Origin of the sequence: Paracoccus albus (assembly GCF_027913035.1) — a bacterium.
Taxonomy (GTDB): Bacteria; Pseudomonadota; Alphaproteobacteria; order Rhodobacterales; family Rhodobacteraceae; genus Paracoccus; species Paracoccus albus.
On the sequence record NZ_CP115775.1, the window covers coordinates 2,426,709 to 2,446,253 of the forward strand.

Below are 19,545 nucleotides of genomic sequence, written 5' to 3' on the forward strand. Positions count from 1 at the left end.
GGCTTTCGGCCAAACAACAGGCAACATCATGCGTGCAGCAATTACCGCCCTTTTCGCCCTACTGCTTCCCTTGCAGGCGTCAGCGTTCGACACCTCGGCCCGGTCCGCATGGGTCTATGATGTCGGCACCGGGACCGTACTGCTGGAAAAGAATGCCGATCAGCAGGTTCCGCCGGCCTCGATGTCAAAGCTGATGACAATCTACATGCTTTTCGAGGCCGTGCGCGACGGGCGTCTGCAGATGGACACGCGACTGCCGGTTTCGACCAAGGCGCGGCAGATGGAAGGCTCGACCATGTTCCTGAACGAGCGTGATCGTCCCACCGTCGAGGAATTGATCAAGGGCATCATCGTGCTGTCGGGCAACGATGCCTGTGTCGTCGTGGCGGAAGGTCTGGCCGGAACGGAAGAAGCATTTGCCCGTCAGATGAACGATAAGGCAAAGTCGCTTGGCATGACGCAATCGAACTTTGTCAATTCGTCAGGCTGGCCCGCCCCTGACCACCTTATGACGGCCCATGATCTGGGTCTTCTGGCAGAGCGACTGGTCGAGGATTTCCCCGAGCTTTACAAATATTTCGCCATTACCGAATTCCCTTATGACGACCGCGCACCCGCCAATCGCTTCAACCGCAACCCTTTGCTGAAACTTGGCATCGGGGCTGACGGGCTCAAGACCGGCCATACAGAGGAAGCGGGCTACGGCCTTGTCGGATCGGCCGTGCAGGGTGAGCGCCGCGTGATCTTTGTCGTCACCGGCATGGAAACCGAACAGTCCCGCGCCGAGGAGGCAGAGCGGATCGCCGCTTGGGCCTTTCGCGACTTCACCATGAAAGAAGTCGTACCCGGCGGTGAAACGGTCGCCTCCCTGCCGGTCTGGCTCGGCTCGCGCTCGCAGGTCGCGCTGACGACCGAAAACGGGCTGAATGTCCTGATGCCGGTTGGTGCCGAATCCGGTGTGACCGCCGAGGCCGTCTTTACTGGCCCGATTGAGGCGCCGATCAACAAGGGCGACAGGCTGGGAACGCTGGAAATCCAGATTCCGGGCGTGGGTCCGGCCAATGTCCCGCTGGTTGCCGCCGAAGATATTGCAGCGGCGGGCTTCTTCGGTCGCCTGAAGGGCGCGGCGTTTCGCCTTGGCGGTGAAGCCTGGCAAATGGCCCGGCAGTAGCGCAGATGTTCATCAGCTTTGAAGGGATCGACGGCAGCGGCAAGTCCACGCAGGCGCGGCTTTTGGCCGATGCACTGCGGGCCGAGGGGCATGATGTCGTCCTGACGCGCGAACCCGGCGGCTCTGACGGGGCAGAGGCGATCCGGCGCTTGCTTGTCGAAGGCGGAACGGATCGCTGGTCGGCTGAAACCGAAATTCTGTTGTTCAACGCCGCCCGACGCGATCATTTGGAACGCACGATCATGCCGGCCCTGAAAGCCGGTAAAACCGTTGTCTCCGACCGTTTTGCAGATTCGACCCGTGTCTATCAGGGCGCGACGCGGGGTGATCTGACGGAGACGGTTGAGGCATTGCATCAGCTCATGATCGGGATAGAGCCAGACCGGACATTCGTGATCGACATCGAACCGAGAATAGGTCTGGGCCGAGGCGTTGCCCGTGGCGGGGCGGAGGATCGGTTCGAATCAATGGGCCTCGGCTTTCAGGAAACGCTTCGCACAGGCTTTGCAGCGCTTGCCCACGCCGATCCAACCCGTGTCAGGTTGATCGACGGCAGCGGCACGGCTGAAGAGGTCGCCAGCCGCGTTCGTGCCACGCTATGAGCGATGAAACCCCAGAAGCCGACCGCGTACCGGGTGCCGCACATCCCCGCCACGCTGGCGCTGTCATCGGCCATGACGAGGCGGCTGGCACATTTCTTTCGGCTGCGGGGGCGTCGAGGCTGCACCATGCCTGGCTGATCACCGGCCCGCGCGGCATCGGCAAGGCGACACTCGCATGGTCAATCACAAGGTGGCTGCTTGCTGACGGGGAGCCCGGCAGCCTGCAAGTCGCACCCGACAACCCCGTTTCACGCCGCGTTGCCGCCCTGTCGGAGCCGCGCCTGCACCTTGTTCGCCGTGCCTTTGATGAAAAGACCGGTCGGCTGAAAGCAGAGATCACGGTTGATGACATCCGCGGCCTGCTGTCGTTCTTCCACATGAGTGCCGCCGAAGGGGGGCGGCGCGTGGCAATCGTGGATGCCGCGGACGAGATGAACGGTGCCGCCGCCAACGCATTGCTGAAGGTGCTGGAGGAGCCACCAGCCGGTGGTGTCATCCTGCTGATTGCCCATCAGCCGGCGCGATTGCTGCCGACGATCAGATCCCGCTGCCGGGAATTGCGCCTGTCACCACTTTCGCCCGAGGATATGGCGGATGTTCTGTCGCGGCAGGGCATTGATACCGATGCCTCGGCTCTCGCCGCGCTTTCGGGCGGATCTGTGGGTGAAGCGCTGAGGCTTTCCGGGCAGGACGGGTTGAAGGTTTACGCCAAGCTCGTGAATTTGTTTGGCACGCTGCCCCGCTTTGACCGAATCAAGGCGCGAGAGTTTGCTGACGGCGCCGGTGGTCGCGCAACTGCGGATGGCGATCCTTTCGATCTGCGCATCACACTGCTTGACCTGTTTCTGACCCGCCTGGCCCGCGCGGGCCTGTTGGGCGCCCCAATCCCAGAGGCCGCCGCGGGCGAGGCAGAGCTGATGGCACGGCTTTGCCCGGACCCTGATGCGGCGCGCACCTGGGCAGGCGCACAGGCGGAACTGTCTGCGCGCGCACGCGCGGGGCGGGCGGTCAACCTTGACCCTGCCGCGCTTGTGATGGATATGCTGATCCAACTGGCCGGGCTGGCCCCGGCGCACGCGAAAGCCTGACCTATGCCATTTCCCGAAGCAGGCAAGGCAGTCCAGATCGTGGACAGCCATTGCCACCTTGATTTTCCCGATTTCGACGGCGAGCGCGACGCGCTGATCAACCGTGCCCGCGAAGCCGGTGTTGGCCGCATGGTGACGATCTGCACGAAACTGAGGCAGGAACCCGACGTGCGTGCCATTGCCGAAGCGCATGAGGGCGTGTTCTATGCCGCCGGAACCCATCCGATGAGCGTCGCGGAAGAGCCTATGGTCTCGGTCGAAGACCTGGTTGCTTTGGCTGCCCATCCCAAAATGGTCGGCATCGGCGAAACCGGGCTGGATTATCACTACACCGCCGAAAGTGCCGCCGCCCAGCAGGAATCCTTGCGCATCCATATCGAGGCCGCGCGGAAAACCGGCTTGCCGTTGATCATCCATGCCCGCGATGCTGATGATGATATGGCCCGTATCCTGACCGAAGAACATCAAGCAGGCGCTTATAGCTGCGTCATGCACTGTTTTTCATCGGGTGCGGCACTGGCACAGGCCGCGCTTGATCTGGACTTCTATCTTTCCATGTCGGGGATCGCCGCTTTCCCGCGCTCGACAGAGTTGCGTGATATCTTCGGGTCAGCACCGATTGAGCGTATTCTGGTTGAGACGGATTCGCCTTATCTCGCGCCCCCACCTCATCGTGGCAGACGGAATGAACCTGCTTTCGTGACCCGCACCGGCGCAGTGGGCGCAGACCTGTTCGGCCTGAGCTATGAAGAGTTCGCCGCGCAGACTTCGGCCAATTTCGACAGGTTGTTCACCAAGGCGACTGCATGATCCGCGTCACCGTCCTGGGCTGCGGATCATCGGGGGGCGTGCCCCGGATCGGGCAGAACTGGGGCGCCTGTGACCCTTCGAACCCTAAGAACCGCCGCCGCCGGTGCTCGATCCTGATCGAGCGGTTGGGGGAAGGCGGCATGACGCAGGTTCTGGTAGACACCGGCCCGGACATGGTGCCGCAGCTTCTGGCCACGGATGTGACGACACTTGATGCGGTGATCTGGACCCATGCGCATGCCGATCATGTGCACGGTATCGACGACCTGCGCCAGCTTGCCTACAACGCGCGCGCCCGCGTGCAGGGCTTTGCTGATGCGCAGACGACGGCAGAACTGCGCGGTCGCTTCCACTATATTTTCGAAACGCCGCCGGGTTCTCATTATCCGCCGATATGTGACCTGCATCCACTTGACGGACCAATTCGCGTAGATGGCGCGGGCGGTGAGATCGGCGTGACCCCTTTCACCGTGGCGCATGGAGAGATCGTTTCCCTTGGCCTGAAGATTGACACGAAGGGCGGTGGGATCGTCTATCTACCCGATGTTCAGAACATTCCCGAAGCGGCTTGGGATGTCATCGGCACGCCAGAAATATTCATCTGTGATGCTTTGCGCCACGACCCCCATCCCAGCCACGCGCATCTGGCGCTGACGCTGGACTGGCTGGCGCGCTCAGGTGCCGCAAAGGGTGTCCTGACCAACATGCATATCGACCTCGACTATGCCACGCTTGACTCTGAAACGCCGGACAACGTCACGCCCGCATATGACGGCATGGTTCTGGAAGCCGCCATATGAGCGGCTTGTTTGACGTTGTCCTGCCGGTCTTTCTGGTGATCGGCTTCGGCTATCTGGTCACATGGCGTGGCTTGTTCTCGGAATCCGCGGTCGATGGCGTCATGCGATTTGCCCAGAATTTCGCGGTGCCGGTGCTGCTGTTCCACTCTGTCTCAAGGCTGGATCTGTCGGCAGAGTTCAACGTGCCGATGCTGCTGGCTTTCTATATCGGTGCATTCGCCTCTTTCACGCTCGGCGTCATGGGAGCCCGCTGGATGGGTCGTTCGCCAGAAGATGCTGTTGCGATCGGGTTTGTCTGCCTGTTCGGCAATTCGCTTTTGCTCGGCGTGCCCATCACCGAACGCGCCTACGGACCCGGAGCGCTTGCCGGGAACTGGGCCATCATCTCGATCCACTCGCCATTACTTTATACGTTCGGAATCACGGTGATGGAGTTCACCCGCGCCCGCGGCCAGCAGCTTTCCCTCGGGCGGGTCGCTGCGCGCGCTCTGACCGGCGTGCTGCGCACACCGCTGGTCATCGGCATATTGTCAGGTCTTGTGATGAACCTGCTGCTTCAGGCAGGGCTGACACTGCCGCAAGGATTCTGGGACGGGGTTGATATGATGGCGCGGGCCGCCCTGCCCGCGGCCCTGTTTGCACTGGGTGGGATACTGTTCCGCTATCGGCCTGAAGGGGACACGCGCGTCATCATCATGTGCTGCACTGCCTCTCTGCTGGTTCATCCGACGCTGACCTATGGCTTGGGCCGTGCATTCGGACTGGACATCGCCCCGATGCGCTCTGCCGTTATGACCGCTGCCATGGCACCCGGCGTGAACGCGTATCTATTCTCGTCTATTTATGGTGTCGCCAAGCGCGTCGCGGCCTCGACCGTGCTGGTTGGCACGGCCGCTTCGGTTCTGACGATTTCGGTCTGGCTGGCGATTCTGGGTTAACCCGGACTGAGCCCGCGTATCCTCTCTGACCGGCGGCGCAGCAATTCCACCGTGGTCAGCAGCGCGATCGAAAACACCACCAGCAAGGTCGCCACGGCGAGGATAGCGGGGCTGATCTGCTCTCGGATGCCATTCCACATCTGGCGCGGAATTGTCTGCTGCTCTGGTCCTGCGATGAACAGGACAGCCACGACCTCGTCGAAAGACGTCACAAAGGCAAACAGCGCGCCTGAAATGACGCCCGGCAAGATCAGCGGCATTGTGACCCTGAAAAAGGTGGTTCGCGGGTTGGCACCAAGGCTGGCCGCGGCCCGGTTCAGCGATTGGTCGAACCCGACAAGCGTCGCCGTCACGGTGATGATGACAAAGGGAATACCCAGCGTGGCATGGGCAAGGATGACGCCCAGATAGGTATTCGCAAGACAGCCGCTGTTCGACAAGATCGGCCCGAAGACCGCCATTGCCCAGGAATCCTGCGGCACACATGCGGATGAATAGAAGAAGAACAGGCCCGTTGCGGTGATGATTAGCGGCACGATCATCGGCGAAATCAGCGTCGCCATGATCAGCCTGCGAAACGGCATTTCCGGTCGCGACAGCCCAAGTGCCGCAAGGGTCCCCAGAACGGTCGCCAATATGGTCGAGAACACGCCGATAACGACAGAGTTCTTTGCCGCGTTAACCCATTTCGAATTGGCCCACATATCCGAAAACCACGCCGCGCCGCGCGGTGCATCGGGCTGTGACATGCCGAAGGTCATCAGGCTGTCATACCACCGCATCGAAAAGCCTTCAGGCCTCAGCGCCAGCATGTCCTGCGTGAAGGTAAAATACGGCTCTGTGTTGAAGCTGAGCGGGATGATGATCAGGATCGGCGCGATCAGGAAGATGAAGATCAGCGTGCACAGCACCAGATAGCTCCAGTGCCAGATCCGTTCCAGCGGTGTCGCGTATTTCGGAAGCGCCATCGTCTCAGCCCAGTTTCAGATTGTCGATTCCGACCAGCCGGTCGTAAACCCAGTAAAGGATCAGCACCCCGCCCAGCAGAATGGCGGCCAGTGCGGCAGCCATCGACCAGTTCAGCGTCCCGGTCATATGTTCAGCAATCATGTTAGAGATAAGCTGCCCCGACGCCCCGCCAACAAGTGCCGGCGTGATGTAATAGCCAACAGCCAGGATAAAGACGAGCAACGCGCCCGCCCCCAGTCCCGGCAGTGTCTGCGGGAAATAGATCCTGCGGAAAGCTGTCCAGCTGGTGGCGCCAAGACTGCGGGCGGCACGGACATAGCTGGGGTTGATCGTGCGCATCACCGAATAAAGCGGAAGGATCATGAAGGGCAGCAGAATATGCGTCATCGCAATGATGGTGCCGATCTGGTTGTACATCATCTTCAGCCGGCCGCCATTGTCGATGACGCCCAGCCAGATCAGCAGATCATTCACCACGCCCTGCTGTTGCAACAGCACCATCCAGCTTGTCGTCCGCACGAGAAGCGAGGTCCAGAAGGGCAGCAGCACGAGGATCATCAGAAGGTTCGATTTGCGCAGCGGCAGCACCGCCAGAAGATGCGCAACCGGAAAACCCAGCAGGAACGTCATGAACGTCACAAGCACTGACAGCCAAAGCGTGCGCATGAAAAGCATGATATATACACGCCTGTTGTCGTTCACCTGAACGATATCACCCTCTGCATCACGGGTCCGGTCCAGCGAGGCGAGGTAAAAGCTGTCGGTGTAAGCGGTCGAGGAATTGCGCATCGAGGCCCAGAGTTCCGGATCGCCCCACTTGTCTTCAATCTCCAGCAACGCGTCGCGATAGGGCGGCTCTATCCCTCTGCGGACCTTGCGCCCGGTCGACGTGAAAAGCGAGCGCGTGCCGGGCATTTCGTAATTGATCCGTGTGCCCACGATACCAATGCTGCGTGCCTCTGCCGAGGCCTGAAGGTCGGCGGCAAGCGCAGCAAATGCCGCCTCGTCCGGCGTCGTGCCGGGTTCGGTTTCGGCGAACCATTCGCTGACCTGCGGCATATTCGCCGCGAAGCCGTCATTATGGACCGAACGATACAGCATCTGCCCGATGGGCATGGCGAAGGTCACAAGGATAAAGACCAGAAGCGGCGCCACCAGCAGAAAGGCCCGCCACCGCGCCTTGCGCGATGACCGCGACAGGGCGCGTTTCAGCGGCTGGCCGTCTGCTGTCGTCAGCGGGCCTTCAACGCCGCCGGCTTCAGTGACGATGGCCGCGTGGGGATCAAGTGGTGATGCCATTCGGTGCTTCCGGGAATTGGCCCGGCCGCGCGTATCACGCGGCCGGGGTCGTCAGATCAGCCTGCCAGCCAGGCGTTGAAACGCTCGTTCAGTTCCGAATCGTAATCGACCCAGAAATCGAGGTTCGAGCCAAGCGCATTGCCCATATTCGCCTCTGTCGTCGGCAGATGCGGGCCCATCGGCTCTTCCGTGCCTTCGATATTGCCGACCATTGCAGCAGCGGAGACACGGGGCGGACCATAGCTGATGAACTCAGCAGCACGGGCCTGATTGGCGGGTGCGGTCGAGAAAGCGATGAATTCAAGCGCCTGCTCTATATTCGGCGCACCCTTTGGGATCACCCAGCCTTCCATCTCATAGATCTGGCCGTCCCAGACGATCTCGAACGGCTGATCGTCATTCATCGCGGCATCGAAGATCCGGCCATTGAAGGCATAGGCCATGCTGACTTCACCATCGGCCAGAAGCTGCGGCGGCTGTGCGCCGGCCTCCCACCAGACGACGCTGTCCTTGATCGTGTCCAGCTTGGCAAAGGCACGGTCGACGCCTTCCGGGGTAGCCAGCGTGTCATAAACCTCTGCCGCCGGAACGCCGTCGGCCATCAGCGCGAATTCAAGGTTGAACTTCGCGCCGCTGCGCATCGTGCGCGATCCCGGGAAGGCCTCAAGGTCGAAGAAGTCCGCCGGGGTCGACGGCTTGGCATCGGCGAATGCCTCGTCATTATAGACCATGACCATCGAATAAACGTCGGTCGCGACAAAACAATCCGTCACACCGCCTTCGATGTAATCATCCGTTGCCGCCGTGCCGTCTTCGGCGGCGGTCAGGGCCGATGCGTCGATCTCTTCCAGCAGGCCTTCGTCACACAGACGCACGGCATCGGCATATTCAACAGATGCCACGTCGGACGTCACATTGCCTGCCTCGACCATCGCCTTGATCGGCGTGGCGGGGTTGTCGGCATCCGCGATGTTTACGGCGATACCGGTTTCAGCGGTGAAAGGCTTGGCGTATGCTTCGAGATGCGAGTTGCCATAGGCGCCGCCCCAGCTGAGAAGGTTCACTTCCTGTGCCGTGGCCGCGGAAGCCATGCTGGTCAGTGCCGAAGTCAGAATCAGGGTCTTTTTCATTGAAATCTCCTGTTGCGGTTTGTCGGCACATTGGCCGTTATGATTGGGCGCAACGCGCGCCGGGGCCGGTCCCTGTTAAACCGGATCAAGCGCGCGGGCATCCTGCGGATGCCAGCCAACGCGGATTTCTTCGCCGGGCGACAGCCGTGTCTGGCCCAGTGTATTGCGACTTTTCATGACGAAATCATCCTGCCCCGCGATCTTCAGCCGGGTCCGCAGAATGTCGCCCATATAAACGACGTCGATCACCTCTGCCAGCAGGGTATGCGCACCCTGGGGCATAAGTTCGGGTTTGAACTCGATCCGTTCCGGCCGGATGGATACGGTCGTCGGCTGGCCGACCTCGCGGATATTGACCGCCGTTGCGTCAATGACATCGCCATTCCAAAGCTTGACCGTGGCCTTGTCGCCATCAAGGCTGGCAATCGTTCCGCCAAGCGCGTTGTTTTCACCGATGAAGCCGGCGACAAAGCTGTTCTCAGGTCGTTCATACAGATCGTCCGGCACAGCCAACTGCTGGATCCGCCCATCATTGAACACAGCGATGCGGTCGGACATCGTCAGCGCCTCTCCCTGATCATGGGTCACATAGACGACCGTCACGCCCAACCGTTCGTGCAACTCCTTGATCTCGAACTGCATGTGTTCGCGTAGCTGCTTATCAAGCGCGCCAAGCGGTTCATCCATCAGCACCAGCTTGGGATCAAAGACGAGCGCGCGAGCCAATGCGATACGCTGCTGCTGACCGCCGGAAAGCTGGGCCGGCCGACGATTGGCGAATTGCCCCATCTGCACCATGTCCAATGCGCGGCGAATGCGATCATCGCGTTCGGCCTTTGTCATCCCGCGCACTTCCAGCGGGAAGGACAGGTTTTCGCCAACGGTCATATGCGGAAACAGCGCATAGTTCTGAAAGACCATGCCGATGCCGCGTTTATGCGGCGGAACGTCGTTGATATTGCGCCCATCCAGCAGGATTTGGCCGTGGGTCGCGGTTTCAAAGCCGGCCAGCATCATCAGGCAAGTCGTCTTGCCTGATCCCGATGGGCCAAGCATAGTCAGGAACTCTCCCCTGCCGATCGACAGGTTAAGATCCTTCACGACAAGCGTTTGGCCGTCATAGCTTTTCTGCACATGATCGAAGACGACAAAACCGTCATCGCTGGTCGATTTCGTCAAGCGCTGTTCCCCTGTACTGGTTGCGGTTCTGGTTGCCGCCTGCGACAGGTTAAGCGCCCGCGCGGCCAGATTGCAACAGGCTGTATCGGATCACCCCGCGGCGGGACGGTAACTGGCGAAATTGACGCCAGGCCCGACAGTTTGCCCTTTTCATCCGCGCCGGAAGTGTTTATCTGCACGCGATGTCGCGATGCGGTCGTGGCGGAATTGGTAGACGCGCAGCGTTGAGGTCGCTGTTCCTTAACCGGAGTGGAAGTTCGAGTCTTCTCGACCGCACCAGACAAAATAAAAGCCGTTCCTTTGCGGGAACGGCTTTTCTCTTTCCGTCTTATGTTTGGGTCGTGCGGATGCGGGGCAGGCTCGGCACAGCCTATTCGATGAAATCGCGCGTGCCGGGTTGCGGGACGGTGCTGCCGGCATCGCTGGCCTCAAGGCTTTCGGCCAGCCGCATCAGCGAGATCGCCTCGTTGCGATAACCGAACGGATCATCGCCCCTGCCCGATTGAGCCAAAGCGATCGCATCATCCCAGCCCCACTCGCCCAGATAGCTGGCACCGGTCAGCAATTGCCCGAAACCTGCAATGGCGGCTGCAAAGCGCGCATCCTCGTCAGGCTCGCCCTGCTGGGCAAGGATGGGGGTTTCGATAAGCTGCGACTCCGATTCGCCGGGCGATTTGTAGCGCATCCGCAGGAAGCCCAACTCTCCATCCGCATCACCGACCGCCTCGTCTGACTGATAGCGAAGAGAATCGTTCAGCAGCGCCGGGCTGTCGAGCGGCGTGACCTCATAGATCGCCGTTACAGCATGGCCCGCACCAAGCTCTCCGGCATCGACTTTGTCATTGTTGAAATCTTCGCGACGCAAGGCGCGGGTCTCATAGCCGATCAGGCGGTATTCGGCGACCTCGGCAGGGTTCCATTCGACCTGCAGCTTTACGTCACCGGCAATCGGGAAAAGCGCGCCTGAAAGCTGATCGACAAGGACCTTTTGCGCCTCTTGCAAGGTGTCGATATAGGCGGCCTGACCATTCCCGTTCTGCGCAATAGCCTGCATCGTTGCATCATCCAGATTGCCACGACCGAAGCCAAGGACAGACAGATAAGTTCCCGCATCTCGCTTGCGGGCGATATATCCTTCAAGCCCTTCGGGGTCGGAAATGCCGACATTGAAATCACCATCCGTCGCCAGAAGAATGCGAGAGACTTCGCCATCCTCGGCCATGCTGTCGGCTGCGCGATAGGCAAGCTCCAGCCCCTCGGCACCGTTGGTCGAGCCACCGGCGTCCAGCCGGTCGAGCGCCGACAGGATCTTGGCGCTGTCGCTTGCCGCGGTGGGTTCCAGAACCTGACCGGCGGAACCTGCATAGGTCACGATAGCAACCTGATCTTCCGGGCGCAGTTGGCCAAGCATCATACGCAGCGATTGCTTGAGCAATGGCAGCTTGTCGGGGTCCTGCATCGAGCCTGACGTGTCGATCAGGAACACCAGATTCAGCGGCGGACGATCATCCACAGCGGGCATCTGTCCTTGCAGACCGATGCGGACTAGTTGCGTATCCGCGTTCCACGGCGTCTGCATCACCGCGACCGAGGCATTGAACGGCGCGCCGGCCTGAGCATCCGGTGCCGGATAGCTGTAGGGGAAATAATTGATCATTTCCTCGACCCGCACAGCCTCTGCCGGTGGCAGATAGCCGGACATCAGGCTGTCGCGCACCACGGCGTAGGACGCAGTATCGACATCAGCCGAGAAAGTCGAAACCGGTTCTTCCGTGGTCACCTTGACCGGGTTGCTATCGGCATTTGCGAAGGTCTCGGTATTCTGCTCTGGCAGAATGATTGCATTCCCGATTGGGGGCTCGAAGGCCATATCTGCCGAGGCCATGCTTTCAAAAGCAGCATTCGGCGCGACTCCCAGCAAGGATCCGTTTGCAGTAGCTTCGGTTTCCGCACGGCTTCTTGCTGGCGCCGATTGTCGCGATGCGGCTGCGTCGGCCATGTTCGGCGCACCGCCCGATTGAACCGATTGGTCCGCCGTCGCTATCGGTGCGGCCGGTGGTTCAACCTGTGGAACTTCAACAGAGGCCGCTGCCTCTTCGGACACAGGCGGTTGCAACTGCGCGGGTTGTTGCGGCTCCGCCTGCTCTTGCGCCTCTGCAGGTTGTGTCATCGCCTGCTCCGGCGACGATACGGCTTCCTGCGCGGGTGCCTGCACCTCGCCCAGCGGTGCCTGGTAGCCGACATCCTGAAGCGGCAGGATCACGAACATCCCGATACAGATCGCGGCGACGGATGTGGTGGCGGCGAGGGCCTGCTTGCTGGTCAGATTGTAAAACATGTCACGAACTCCTCTCAGAAAACCCGCCTTTTTTTCCGGGCGGTCCTGAGTGGGACGCATCTCGTCGTCTGTTTCCTTGGAGAGTTCGTCAAAATTTTTCATCGCCTGCATCATCGCGGCGCGCTTTGCCGCAGGGTCCGGCTGCGGGGACTGCCCGCGCAAGGCACTGGTCAGGCGGTAAAAATCGTCCTTCGGGTCAGCTGTCATTGCATCTCCTCCTGCGCGACGGCGCGGAGCCTTTTCTTCACCTCTGACATACGCCAGGCGACGGTTCCCTCTGGTATGCCCAGGACTTCGGCCGCTTCGCCCTGCGACAAACCCTCGCCCAGTGTCAGGGCGACGGTATCGCGCAATTCGTCTGACAATCCGGCCATTGCATCGCGCAGCCATGTTTCTGCGTCGGCCGCGTCGCTGATCTCGGCCTGTCGCCCGCGCTCCCAGTCGCCCCAGCCTGCTGCGGCCCTCGCATGCGTCGCCGCACGCCTGCGACGGTCATGGGCGGCGTTCACCGCCACCCTGTATAACCATGTGGTCAGCCGGGCCTCGTTTCGCCAGCCCTTCAGCTTGACGGGCAAGGACGCACAAATGTCCTGCGTCAGATCCTCTGCTTCCGCATGTTGGCCTGTCAGACGCCAGCAAAGTCCGAACAGGCGATCATAATGCCTGTCCAGCAAGGTCGCGAATGCCTCGCGGTCACCGCGACCCGCAGCCGTTGCCAGCGATTCATCTGAAATTTCCATCAGCATCACAATCAGTCTGACGCATCAGCACGCCGTTTCCTTGGATAGCAGCGACGTTTTTTTTCACAAGCTGGGCTGTGAAGGCGGCCCATGACACGACGCGGCACCCTTTCGCTTTTCATTTTCAACGCTTAGTTGATGCGAAGGCGCGGACAATCCGCCCGCCCGAACGACGTCCGGAAGCCGACATGCCACCACCCGACAAAGAACCACTTAGCCCCGACTGGATGATCGGTGATGGCCTGACCCCATACGAATCGGCGGTTGCCGAGATGGAGGCACATGTCGCCTCCATGCACGACGGCAGCGGGAATGAGCGGATCTGGCTGGTCGAGCATCCGCCGCTGTACACGGCCGGTACATCGGCCAAGCAATCCGACCTTCTTTCCGCCAGATTTCCCGTGCACGAAACGGGGCGCGGTGGTCAGTACACCTATCACGGTCCGGGGCAGCGCGTCGTTTACACAATGCTCGACCTGAACAAGCGCGGGCGTGATGTCCGGGCCTTTGTTCAATCGCTTGAAGCTTGGGTCATCGAAACCCTGGCGGAGTTCGGCGTCACCGGCGAGACACGCGAAGGCAGGGTCGGCGTGTGGGTGGCGCGTCCCGATAAGCCGCCGCTTGCCGACGGATCAATGCGCGAAGACAAAATAGCCGCAATCGGAATCAAGCTGCGCCGCTGGATAAGCTTTCACGGCATCTCGATAAATGTAGAGCCGGATCTGGAGCACTATAACGGGATCGTTCCCTGCGGCATTTCCGGGCACGGCGTGACCAGTCTGGTCGATCTTGGCCTGCCCGTCACGATGGCAGACCTTGATGCCGCGCTGCGGCTCACGTTCGACCGGCACTTTAGCATGTAAGAATTTGATTTGACCGAAGTCAGGACGTTTCGCCACATTCCGTGATAGCCGCTTTGTCTGGCATACAAGGCTCGCGTTAGCCAAGAAAGGACGACATAATGAATAAACGTCTCATCGCCGCGCTCGCTTTAACGACTTTGGCCGCGCCGGCAACGGCACTGGCCCAGGATGCTGCAGGTGACGCCGCAAAGGGCGAGAAGGAATTCAACAAGTGCAAGGCGTGTCACATGATCCAGTCGCCCGACGGCGAGGATATCGTCAAAGGCGGAAAGACCGGCCCGAACCTTTATGGGATCGTCGGCAGGGGATTCGCCGCTGTCGAGGATTATAAATATGGCGATGGCATCATGGAACTGGCGGCGGCCAATCCCGACGCTGTCTGGGACATCCATTCGCTTAAGGCCTATGTCACCGATCCCACAGGTTATCTGGATCAATATTCGGGCGACGAAAGCGCGCGTTCCAAGATGACGTTCAAGCTGACCCGCAATCAGGATGATCTTGTCGCCTATCTGCTTTCGGTGTCACCTGACGCGCCAGAGCAACCGGCCGAAAGCGATGGCGCGCCGCAATAAAGGCGCCCTTCCCCGCCGGTAGGGCATTGCGGGGCCGCGACAGGTTGTCGCAGCCCCGCGCCGCTAACCCCGCAACTAATGTGGCGGGGCTTCCTATAGACGGCTAAAAACAGTGCGACTATTGGAAAATTCCCTTTCTTGGCGCATTGCCGCACAGGCGCACTGACGTTATTGTGCGCAACTATCTGCCGGCCTTGCCGGCTGCCTCAGGATTAACCCAGGGAGATCGCGTTATGGCCGATGCAGCCGTTCACGAATCCGGCGAACATCATGACGAGCGCGGATTCTTCACGCGTTGGTTCATGTCGACCAACCACAAGGATATCGGTATCCTTTACCTGATCACGGCTGCAATCGTCGGTCTGATCTCGGTTTCATTCACTGTTTATATGCGGATGGAACTGCAACATCCCGGCGTTCAGTTCATGTGCCAGGAAGGCGCACGCTTCTGGCCGAGCGCCGAGGAATGTACCCCGAACGGGCATCTCTGGAACGTGATGATCACCTATCACGGCGTCCTGATGATGTTCTTCGTCGTGATTCCCGCGCTGTTCGGCGGGTTCGGCAACTACTTCATGCCGCTGCAGATCGGTGCGCCGGACATGGCCTTTCCGCGCCTGAACAACCTGTCCTATTGGATGTATGTCTGCGGCGTCTGCCTTGGTGTTGCATCGCTTCTTGCACCGGGCGGAAACGGGCAGCTTGGCTCTGGCGTCGGTTGGGTGCTTTACCCGCCGCTTTCCACGACTGAGGCCGGATATTCGATGGACCTGGCGATTTTCGCCGTCCACGTCTCGGGCGCATCGTCGATCCTGGGTGCGATCAACATCATCACCACCTTCCTGAACATGCGCGCCCCGGGCATGACGCTGTTCAAGGTGCCGCTTTTCGCGTGGTCGGTTTTCATCACCGGCTGGCTGATCCTGCTGTCGCTGCCGGTTCTGGCCGGCGCCATCACCATGCTGCTGATGGACCGCAATTTCGGAACGAACTTCTTCAACCCGGCTGGCGGCGGTGACCCGATCCTGTACCAGCACATCCTGTGGTTCTTCGGTCACCCCGAGGTCTATATCATCATCCTGCCCGGCTTTGGCATCATCAGCCATGTTATCGCCACCTTCGCGAAAAAGCCCATCTTCGGCTATCTGCCGATGGTTCTGGCGATGGCGGCAATTGGTATTCTGGGCTTCGTCGTCTGGGCGCACCACATGTACACGGTGGGTATGTCGCTGACCCAGCAGAGCTATTTCATGCTCGCCACCATGACGATTGCCGTGCCCACCGGTATCAAGGTTTTCAGCTGGATCGCGACGATGTGGGGCGGCTCGATCGAGTTCAAGACCCCGATGCTCTGGGCATTCGGCTTCCTGTTCCTGTTCACCGTCGGCGGCGTGACTGGCGTGGTTCTGGCACAGGCGCCGCTGGACCGGGTCTATCACGACACCTATTATGTGGTCGCCCATTTCCACTATGTGATGTCGCTGGGTGCGGTCTTCGCTATCTTCGCCGGGATCTATTATTGGATCGGCAAGATGTCCGGCCGCCAATACCCGGAATGGGCCGGCAAGCTGCATTTCTGGATGATGTTCATCGGTGCAAACCTGACCTTTTTCCCGCAGCACTTCCTGGGCCGTCAGGGAATGCCGCGCCGGTATATCGACTATCCCGAGGCATTTGCCTATTGGAACAATCTCTCGTCGCTGGGTGCCTATCTGTCCTTTGCCTCGTTCCTGTTCTTCATCGGCGTCATGTTCTACACCCTGTTCGCAGGTAAGCGCGTGACCGAGAACAACTACTGGAACGAATACGCTGACACGCTGGAATGGACCCTGCCCTCGCCGCCGCCCGAACACACGTTCGAGCAGCTTCCCAAGCGCGAGGACTGGGATCGCAGCCACGCCCATTAAGGCACAACCGAAACAGAAGCGGCCCCGGAGCAATCCGGGGCCTTTTTCATGAGGGCCCGCAATCTTGAGCGTGAGGAACAAAAAGGAATTCAGCGCAGAGGGTCCGACAGCGCACGCCGAAGGATCCTCCATGCTGAACCCGTGTTGCCTGTCTAACCATGCCTTATGAATGGCATCAGAATGGCGGCGAGCGCGTCCTACATGCCTGGCCCTACCGCTCACTGCCGATCAAGGGCTTCGTCTGGTTCATCGGCACGACGGCCGCGCTGTTAACGCTGCCTTTGCTTGCCGTGCTGGGTAACGCGATCCTCTGGGCCTTGCTGCCGTTCCTGCTGGCAGCAATTGCGGGCGTGTGGTGGGCGATCAGCCATACCTATCGCAGCGGCAGCAGTGAAGAATGGCTGACCATTTCGTCGAACAGTATCGCGCTGCTGCGTCGCGATGCCGGACGGGACGACCGCGAATGGTCAGCAAATCCTTATTGGATCCGCGCCATCATCCGGCCGGGGCCAGTTGAACAATATCTTGTCCTTGTCGGCGATCACATCTCGGGTCGCGAGGTCGAACTGGGCGCCTTCCTCACCCCCAAAGAACGCGAATCACTTCAGTCGGAAGTAAACGAGGCGCTTTCCCAGGTCGTTCGCGACTGACACTCAGGCAGCCATTTTCGCGATGGTACGATCCTTCAGCACGACGGAGTGGAAAACTGCCATGCCAACATGCCCAAGAATGAGAACCGCAAGCAGCCAGCCCATCTCTCCGTGCAGGTTGGCCAGGCCGGTCAGGGCCTCGATTTCCTGGCCCTCTGGCCGGCCGCCAGAAAGCTGAATGCCGAAAACGGCGAAGGAACGCTCCCCACCGAAGGCGCGCAGGACAGCGACCGTCGGAATTAACAGCATCAGCAGGTACATAACAAGATGTCCTGCCCGCGCTGCGAGCCCCAGCAGCCCATCGCCGTGAACTGGCCTGCGGCCGCGGTTGATGATCGCCCATACAACGCGCAACCAGACCAGAAGAAAGATTACAAACCCGACGCTTGCATGACTGCCAGCCATGAAAGCGGCCAGTGCCGATTCGCGTCCAAGCGTGTTCTTCGCCACCATCGACAGGATCTGCCATATGATGAGCGCGCCGATGCTCCAATGGAAAAAACGTGAAACCGTTCCGTAGCGTGTGGGGCTGTCCAATAACTGCATTTTCAAATCCTGTATTCCGTCAAATCTCGCGTGCTGCGTGGATAGCAAAACCGACCCAAACGAAATCCAAACGAGCCCCCGCAAAAGCAAAGCGGCGCCCTTTTAAGGACGCCGCTAACAGGATTTGGCGGAATCAAAGAAGCTTCTGCTTCACCATGCCGCCAACCAGTGCGAAATCCATCTGGCCGGCATAGCGGGATTTCAACTCTCCCATGACACGACCGATGTCACGCACAGAACTTGCATTCAGCTCTGCAATGGTATCGTCCACCGCGATCTGGGTTTCTTCCTCGCTCATCCGGCGGGGCAGGAATTCCTCGATAACAGCAATCTCGGCGTTTTCCTTTTCAGCGAGCTCCAGCCGCCCGCCTTCTTCGTAGGATCGGGCGGATTCCTGACGCTGCTTGACCATCTTGGCGAGAATCGCAACCAGATCGGCATCGCTCATCGCCTTACCTTCACCTTCGCAGGTGCGGGCAGCGATCTCTCGATCCTTGATGGCGGCAGAAATCAGCCGCAGCGTCGACAGCCGCAAGCCGTCTTTGGCGCGCATCGCATCCTTGGTTTCGGTCTGTATTTTCGTCTTCAGGTCCATTCCAGCCCCTTTGATCGGCCCGCATTGGCTCAAGCGCACTCAAATAGGTACGCTTGATGAAGGGTTCAAGTCCAGGCTTCGCTTGACCGCGATGCGGCCCTTCTCTAGTTTCCGCGCGATTGCCAGATCACGGAGCCCGCCCATGACCGCGCCCGCCGCGAAACCGACCGCCTGCCTTGCCCTTGCGGATGGTACGATTTTCACTGGTCAGGGTTTTGGCGCAACGGGGGACGTTGTTGCCGAACTGGTCTTCAACACCGCCATGACCGGCTATCAGGAAATCATGACCGATCCCAGCTACGCCAGCCAGATCGTGACCTTCACCTTCCCGCATATCGGCAATACCGGAGTGACGGAACAAGACGACGAATCGAATGATCCCGTCGCGAGTGGTATCGTCGTCAAATGGGACCCGACCGAGCCGTCGAACTGGCGGGCGACGTCCGACCTTCAGGATTGGATGCGCAGGCGCGGCCGGATCGGTATCGGCGGCGTGGACACGCGCCGACTGACCCGTGCGATCCGCCAACAGGGCAGCCCCCATGTCGTGCTGTCCCACGATCCTGACGGCAATTTCGATATCGAGGCCATGATCGCCAAGGCGCGCAACTGGACGGGTCTTGTGGGGCTGGACCTCGCGAAAGAGGTTACCACCCGGCAAAGCTATCACTGGGAAGGCGGGCTGTGGGAATGGCCGGGAGAGTTCGCGCCCGTGTCCGAAACAAAGCCGTTCAAGGTTGTCGCCATCGACTACGGTGCGAAGCGCAACATCTTGCGTTCGTTGGTGTCGGTTGGCGCGGATGTCACCGTTCTGCCCGCCACCGCCACCGCTGAAGAGGTCATGGCACACGAACCCGAAGGCGTATTCTTGTCCAACGGACCCGGCGACCCCGCCGCAACTGGCGAATATGCGGTGCCCATGATCAAGTCATTGCTGGAACAGAAGCTTCCGATCTTCGGCATCTGCCTTGGCCACCAGATGCTCGCACTGGCGCTTGGGGCCAAGACCGTGAAGATGGGTCATGGCCACCATGGCGCGAACCATCCGGTACGTGATATCGACAGCGGCAAGGTCGAGATCACGTCCATGAACCACGGCTTCGCGGTGGACGCCCAATCATTGCCAGAGGGCGTAAGGGAAACGCATATCAGCTTGTTCGACGGATCGAACTGCGGGATCGAAATCACAGGGCAGCCGGTCTTTTCCGTGCAATACCACCCCGAGGCAGCGCCGGGACCGCAGGATTCCGCCTATCTCTTCTCGCGCTTTGCCGATTCGATGCGCGCACGCAGGACTTCCGGGGCGGCTTAACCTAAACTTAAGGCCTGTCAGGCAATGAGGACG

General features: G+C 60.2%; 19 protein-coding genes and 1 tRNA gene. 12 read left to right on the forward strand and 8 right to left on the reverse strand.

Annotated elements, in window-relative coordinates; genetic code table 11:
- Positions 1 to 28 precede the first annotated feature (28 nt).
- Genes PAF20_RS12160 through PAF20_RS12185 form a run of 6 tightly spaced genes read left to right on the forward strand, consistent with a single transcriptional unit; the run spans position 29 to position 5,409 of the window.
- Positions 29 to 1,171: a D-alanyl-D-alanine carboxypeptidase family protein gene (locus PAF20_RS12160; protein ID WP_271070895.1), complete on the forward strand. Its 1,143-nt coding sequence runs from the start codon at positions 29 to 31 to the stop codon at positions 1,169 to 1,171.
- Between the two features lie 5 nt (positions 1,172 to 1,176).
- Positions 1,177 to 1,773, forward strand: a complete 597-nt coding sequence (gene tmk, locus PAF20_RS12165) for a dTMP kinase (RefSeq protein WP_271070896.1) — start codon at positions 1,177 to 1,179, stop codon at positions 1,771 to 1,773.
- Positions 1,770 to 2,861: a DNA polymerase III subunit delta' gene (locus tag PAF20_RS12170; RefSeq protein ID WP_271070897.1), complete on the forward strand. Its 1,092-nt coding sequence runs from the start codon at positions 1,770 to 1,772 to the stop codon at positions 2,859 to 2,861. The genes tmk and PAF20_RS12170 overlap by 4 nt, the downstream gene beginning before the upstream one ends.
- A gap of 3 nt (positions 2,862 to 2,864) precedes the next feature.
- Positions 2,865 to 3,671: a TatD family hydrolase gene (locus PAF20_RS12175; protein WP_271070898.1), complete on the forward strand. Its 807-nt coding sequence runs from the start codon at positions 2,865 to 2,867 to the stop codon at positions 3,669 to 3,671.
- Positions 3,668 to 4,471, forward strand: a complete 804-nt coding sequence (locus tag PAF20_RS12180; RefSeq protein ID WP_271070899.1) for an MBL fold metallo-hydrolase — start codon at positions 3,668 to 3,670, stop codon at positions 4,469 to 4,471. Before PAF20_RS12175 ends, PAF20_RS12180 begins: the two co-directional genes overlap by 4 nt.
- Complete coding sequence (locus PAF20_RS12185) at positions 4,468 to 5,409, forward strand: AEC family transporter (RefSeq protein ID WP_271070900.1); 942 nt, start codon at positions 4,468 to 4,470, stop codon at positions 5,407 to 5,409. The genes PAF20_RS12180 and PAF20_RS12185 overlap by 4 nt, the downstream gene beginning before the upstream one ends.
- Here PAF20_RS12185 and PAF20_RS12190 read toward each other — a convergent pair.
- From PAF20_RS12190 to PAF20_RS12205, 4 genes are all read right to left on the reverse strand, one after another.
- Positions 5,406 to 6,377, reverse strand: coding sequence for an ABC transporter permease (locus PAF20_RS12190; RefSeq protein WP_271070901.1), 972 nt, complete (start codon positions 6,375 to 6,377; stop codon positions 5,406 to 5,408). The two genes, PAF20_RS12185 and PAF20_RS12190, sit on opposite strands and share 4 nt — an antisense overlap.
- A 4-nt stretch (positions 6,378 to 6,381) precedes the next feature.
- The gene (locus tag PAF20_RS12195) at positions 6,382 to 7,677 is read right to left on the reverse strand and encodes an ABC transporter permease (RefSeq protein WP_271070902.1); all 1,296 of its coding nucleotides are present in this window, start codon (positions 7,675 to 7,677) and stop codon (positions 6,382 to 6,384) included.
- Positions 7,678 to 7,733: 56 nt separating this feature from the next.
- Positions 7,734 to 8,807, reverse strand: a complete 1,074-nt coding sequence (locus PAF20_RS12200; RefSeq protein ID WP_271070903.1) for an ABC transporter substrate-binding protein — start codon at positions 8,805 to 8,807, stop codon at positions 7,734 to 7,736.
- Between the two features lie 75 nt (positions 8,808 to 8,882).
- A complete protein-coding gene (locus PAF20_RS12205; protein ID WP_271070904.1) occupies positions 8,883 to 9,986 on the reverse strand; it encodes an ABC transporter ATP-binding protein in 1,104 nt (367 codons plus the stop codon).
- 192 nt (positions 9,987 to 10,178) lie between these two features.
- On the opposite strand from PAF20_RS12205, the gene PAF20_RS12210 reads away from it, so the two are divergent.
- Positions 10,179 to 10,265, forward strand: a tRNA-Leu gene (locus PAF20_RS12210).
- A 91-nt stretch (positions 10,266 to 10,356) separates the two neighbouring features.
- Here PAF20_RS12210 and PAF20_RS12215 read toward each other — a convergent pair.
- Complete coding sequence (locus PAF20_RS12215) at positions 10,357 to 12,531, reverse strand: vWA domain-containing protein (RefSeq protein WP_271070905.1); 2,175 nt, start codon at positions 12,529 to 12,531, stop codon at positions 10,357 to 10,359.
- Complete coding sequence (locus PAF20_RS12220; RefSeq protein ID WP_271070906.1) at positions 12,528 to 13,064, reverse strand: RNA polymerase sigma factor; 537 nt, start codon at positions 13,062 to 13,064, stop codon at positions 12,528 to 12,530. Before PAF20_RS12220 ends, PAF20_RS12215 begins: the two co-directional genes overlap by 4 nt.
- A gap of 227 nt (positions 13,065 to 13,291) precedes the next feature.
- Between PAF20_RS12220 and lipB the strand changes: the two genes are divergently transcribed.
- The 4 genes from lipB to PAF20_RS12240 all read left to right on the forward strand — a co-directional run bounded on the left by lipB (position 13,292) and on the right by PAF20_RS12240 (position 17,059).
- A complete protein-coding gene (lipB, locus tag PAF20_RS12225; RefSeq protein WP_434802958.1) occupies positions 13,292 to 13,927 on the forward strand; it encodes a lipoyl(octanoyl) transferase LipB in 636 nt (211 codons plus the stop codon).
- Between the two features lie 98 nt (positions 13,928 to 14,025).
- Entirely contained in the window at positions 14,026 to 14,502 is a 477-nt protein-coding gene (locus tag PAF20_RS12230; RefSeq protein WP_271070908.1) for a c-type cytochrome, read from the forward strand.
- 233 nt (positions 14,503 to 14,735) lie between these two features.
- Positions 14,736 to 16,409, forward strand: coding sequence for a cytochrome c oxidase subunit I (ctaD, locus tag PAF20_RS12235; protein ID WP_271070909.1), 1,674 nt, complete (start codon positions 14,736 to 14,738; stop codon positions 16,407 to 16,409).
- A gap of 158 nt (positions 16,410 to 16,567) precedes the next feature.
- A complete protein-coding gene (locus PAF20_RS12240) occupies positions 16,568 to 17,059 on the forward strand; it encodes a DUF2244 domain-containing protein (RefSeq protein ID WP_271070910.1) in 492 nt (163 codons plus the stop codon).
- Between the two features lie 3 nt (positions 17,060 to 17,062).
- Here PAF20_RS12240 and PAF20_RS12245 read toward each other — a convergent pair whose 3' ends face one another.
- Both PAF20_RS12245 and PAF20_RS12250 read right to left on the reverse strand, forming a co-directional pair.
- A complete protein-coding gene (locus tag PAF20_RS12245; protein WP_434802921.1) occupies positions 17,063 to 17,605 on the reverse strand; it encodes a cytochrome b in 543 nt (180 codons plus the stop codon).
- Between the two features lie 133 nt (positions 17,606 to 17,738).
- Positions 17,739 to 18,200, reverse strand: a complete 462-nt coding sequence (locus tag PAF20_RS12250; RefSeq protein ID WP_271070912.1) for a GatB/YqeY domain-containing protein — start codon at positions 18,198 to 18,200, stop codon at positions 17,739 to 17,741.
- A 142-nt stretch (positions 18,201 to 18,342) separates the two neighbouring features.
- Here PAF20_RS12250 and carA point away from each other — a divergent pair, with 142 nt between their 5' ends.
- On the forward strand, positions 18,343 to 19,512 hold the full coding sequence (gene carA, locus PAF20_RS12255; RefSeq protein WP_271070913.1) for a glutamine-hydrolyzing carbamoyl-phosphate synthase small subunit: 1,170 nt from the start codon (positions 18,343 to 18,345) through the stop codon (positions 19,510 to 19,512).
- Positions 19,513 to 19,545 lie beyond the last annotated feature (33 nt).

What these genes read in the sequence shown, in the direction of transcription:
- PAF20_RS12160 (WP_271070895.1), top strand. Translation starts at nt 29, where the DNA reads ATGCGTGCAGCAATTACCGCCCTTTTCGCCCTACTGCTTCCCTTGCAG.
- tmk (WP_271070896.1), top strand. Translation starts at nt 1,177, where the DNA reads ATGTTCATCAGCTTTGAAGGGATCGACGGCAGCGGCAAGTCCACGCAG.
- PAF20_RS12170 (WP_271070897.1), top strand. Translation starts at nt 1,770, where the DNA reads ATGAGCGATGAAACCCCAGAAGCCGACCGCGTACCGGGTGCCGCACAT.
- PAF20_RS12175 (WP_271070898.1), top strand. Translation starts at nt 2,865, where the DNA reads ATGCCATTTCCCGAAGCAGGCAAGGCAGTCCAGATCGTGGACAGCCAT.
- PAF20_RS12180 (WP_271070899.1), top strand. Translation starts at nt 3,668, where the DNA reads ATGATCCGCGTCACCGTCCTGGGCTGCGGATCATCGGGGGGCGTGCCC.
- PAF20_RS12185 (WP_271070900.1), top strand. Translation starts at nt 4,468, where the DNA reads ATGAGCGGCTTGTTTGACGTTGTCCTGCCGGTCTTTCTGGTGATCGGC.
- PAF20_RS12190 (WP_271070901.1), bottom strand. Translation starts at nt 6,377, where the DNA reads ATGGCGCTTCCGAAATACGCGACACCGCTGGAACGGATCTGGCACTGG.
- PAF20_RS12195 (WP_271070902.1), bottom strand. Translation starts at nt 7,677, where the DNA reads ATGGCATCACCACTTGATCCCCACGCGGCCATCGTCACTGAAGCCGGC.
- PAF20_RS12200 (WP_271070903.1), bottom strand. Translation starts at nt 8,807, where the DNA reads ATGAAAAAGACCCTGATTCTGACTTCGGCACTGACCAGCATGGCTTCC.
- PAF20_RS12215 (WP_271070905.1), bottom strand. Translation starts at nt 12,531, where the DNA reads ATGACAGCTGACCCGAAGGACGATTTTTACCGCCTGACCAGTGCCTTG.
- PAF20_RS12220 (WP_271070906.1), bottom strand. Translation starts at nt 13,064, where the DNA reads ATGGAAATTTCAGATGAATCGCTGGCAACGGCTGCGGGTCGCGGTGAC.
- lipB (WP_434802958.1), top strand. Translation starts at nt 13,292, where the DNA reads ATGATCGGTGATGGCCTGACCCCATACGAATCGGCGGTTGCCGAGATG.
- PAF20_RS12230 (WP_271070908.1), top strand. Translation starts at nt 14,026, where the DNA reads ATGAATAAACGTCTCATCGCCGCGCTCGCTTTAACGACTTTGGCCGCG.
- ctaD (WP_271070909.1), top strand. Translation starts at nt 14,736, where the DNA reads ATGGCCGATGCAGCCGTTCACGAATCCGGCGAACATCATGACGAGCGC.
- PAF20_RS12240 (WP_271070910.1), top strand. Translation starts at nt 16,568, where the DNA reads ATGCCTTATGAATGGCATCAGAATGGCGGCGAGCGCGTCCTACATGCC.
- PAF20_RS12245 (WP_434802921.1), bottom strand. Translation starts at nt 17,605, where the DNA reads ATGCAGTTATTGGACAGCCCCACACGCTACGGAACGGTTTCACGTTTT.
- PAF20_RS12250 (WP_271070912.1), bottom strand. Translation starts at nt 18,200, where the DNA reads ATGGACCTGAAGACGAAAATACAGACCGAAACCAAGGATGCGATGCGC.
- carA (WP_271070913.1), top strand. Translation starts at nt 18,343, where the DNA reads ATGACCGCGCCCGCCGCGAAACCGACCGCCTGCCTTGCCCTTGCGGAT.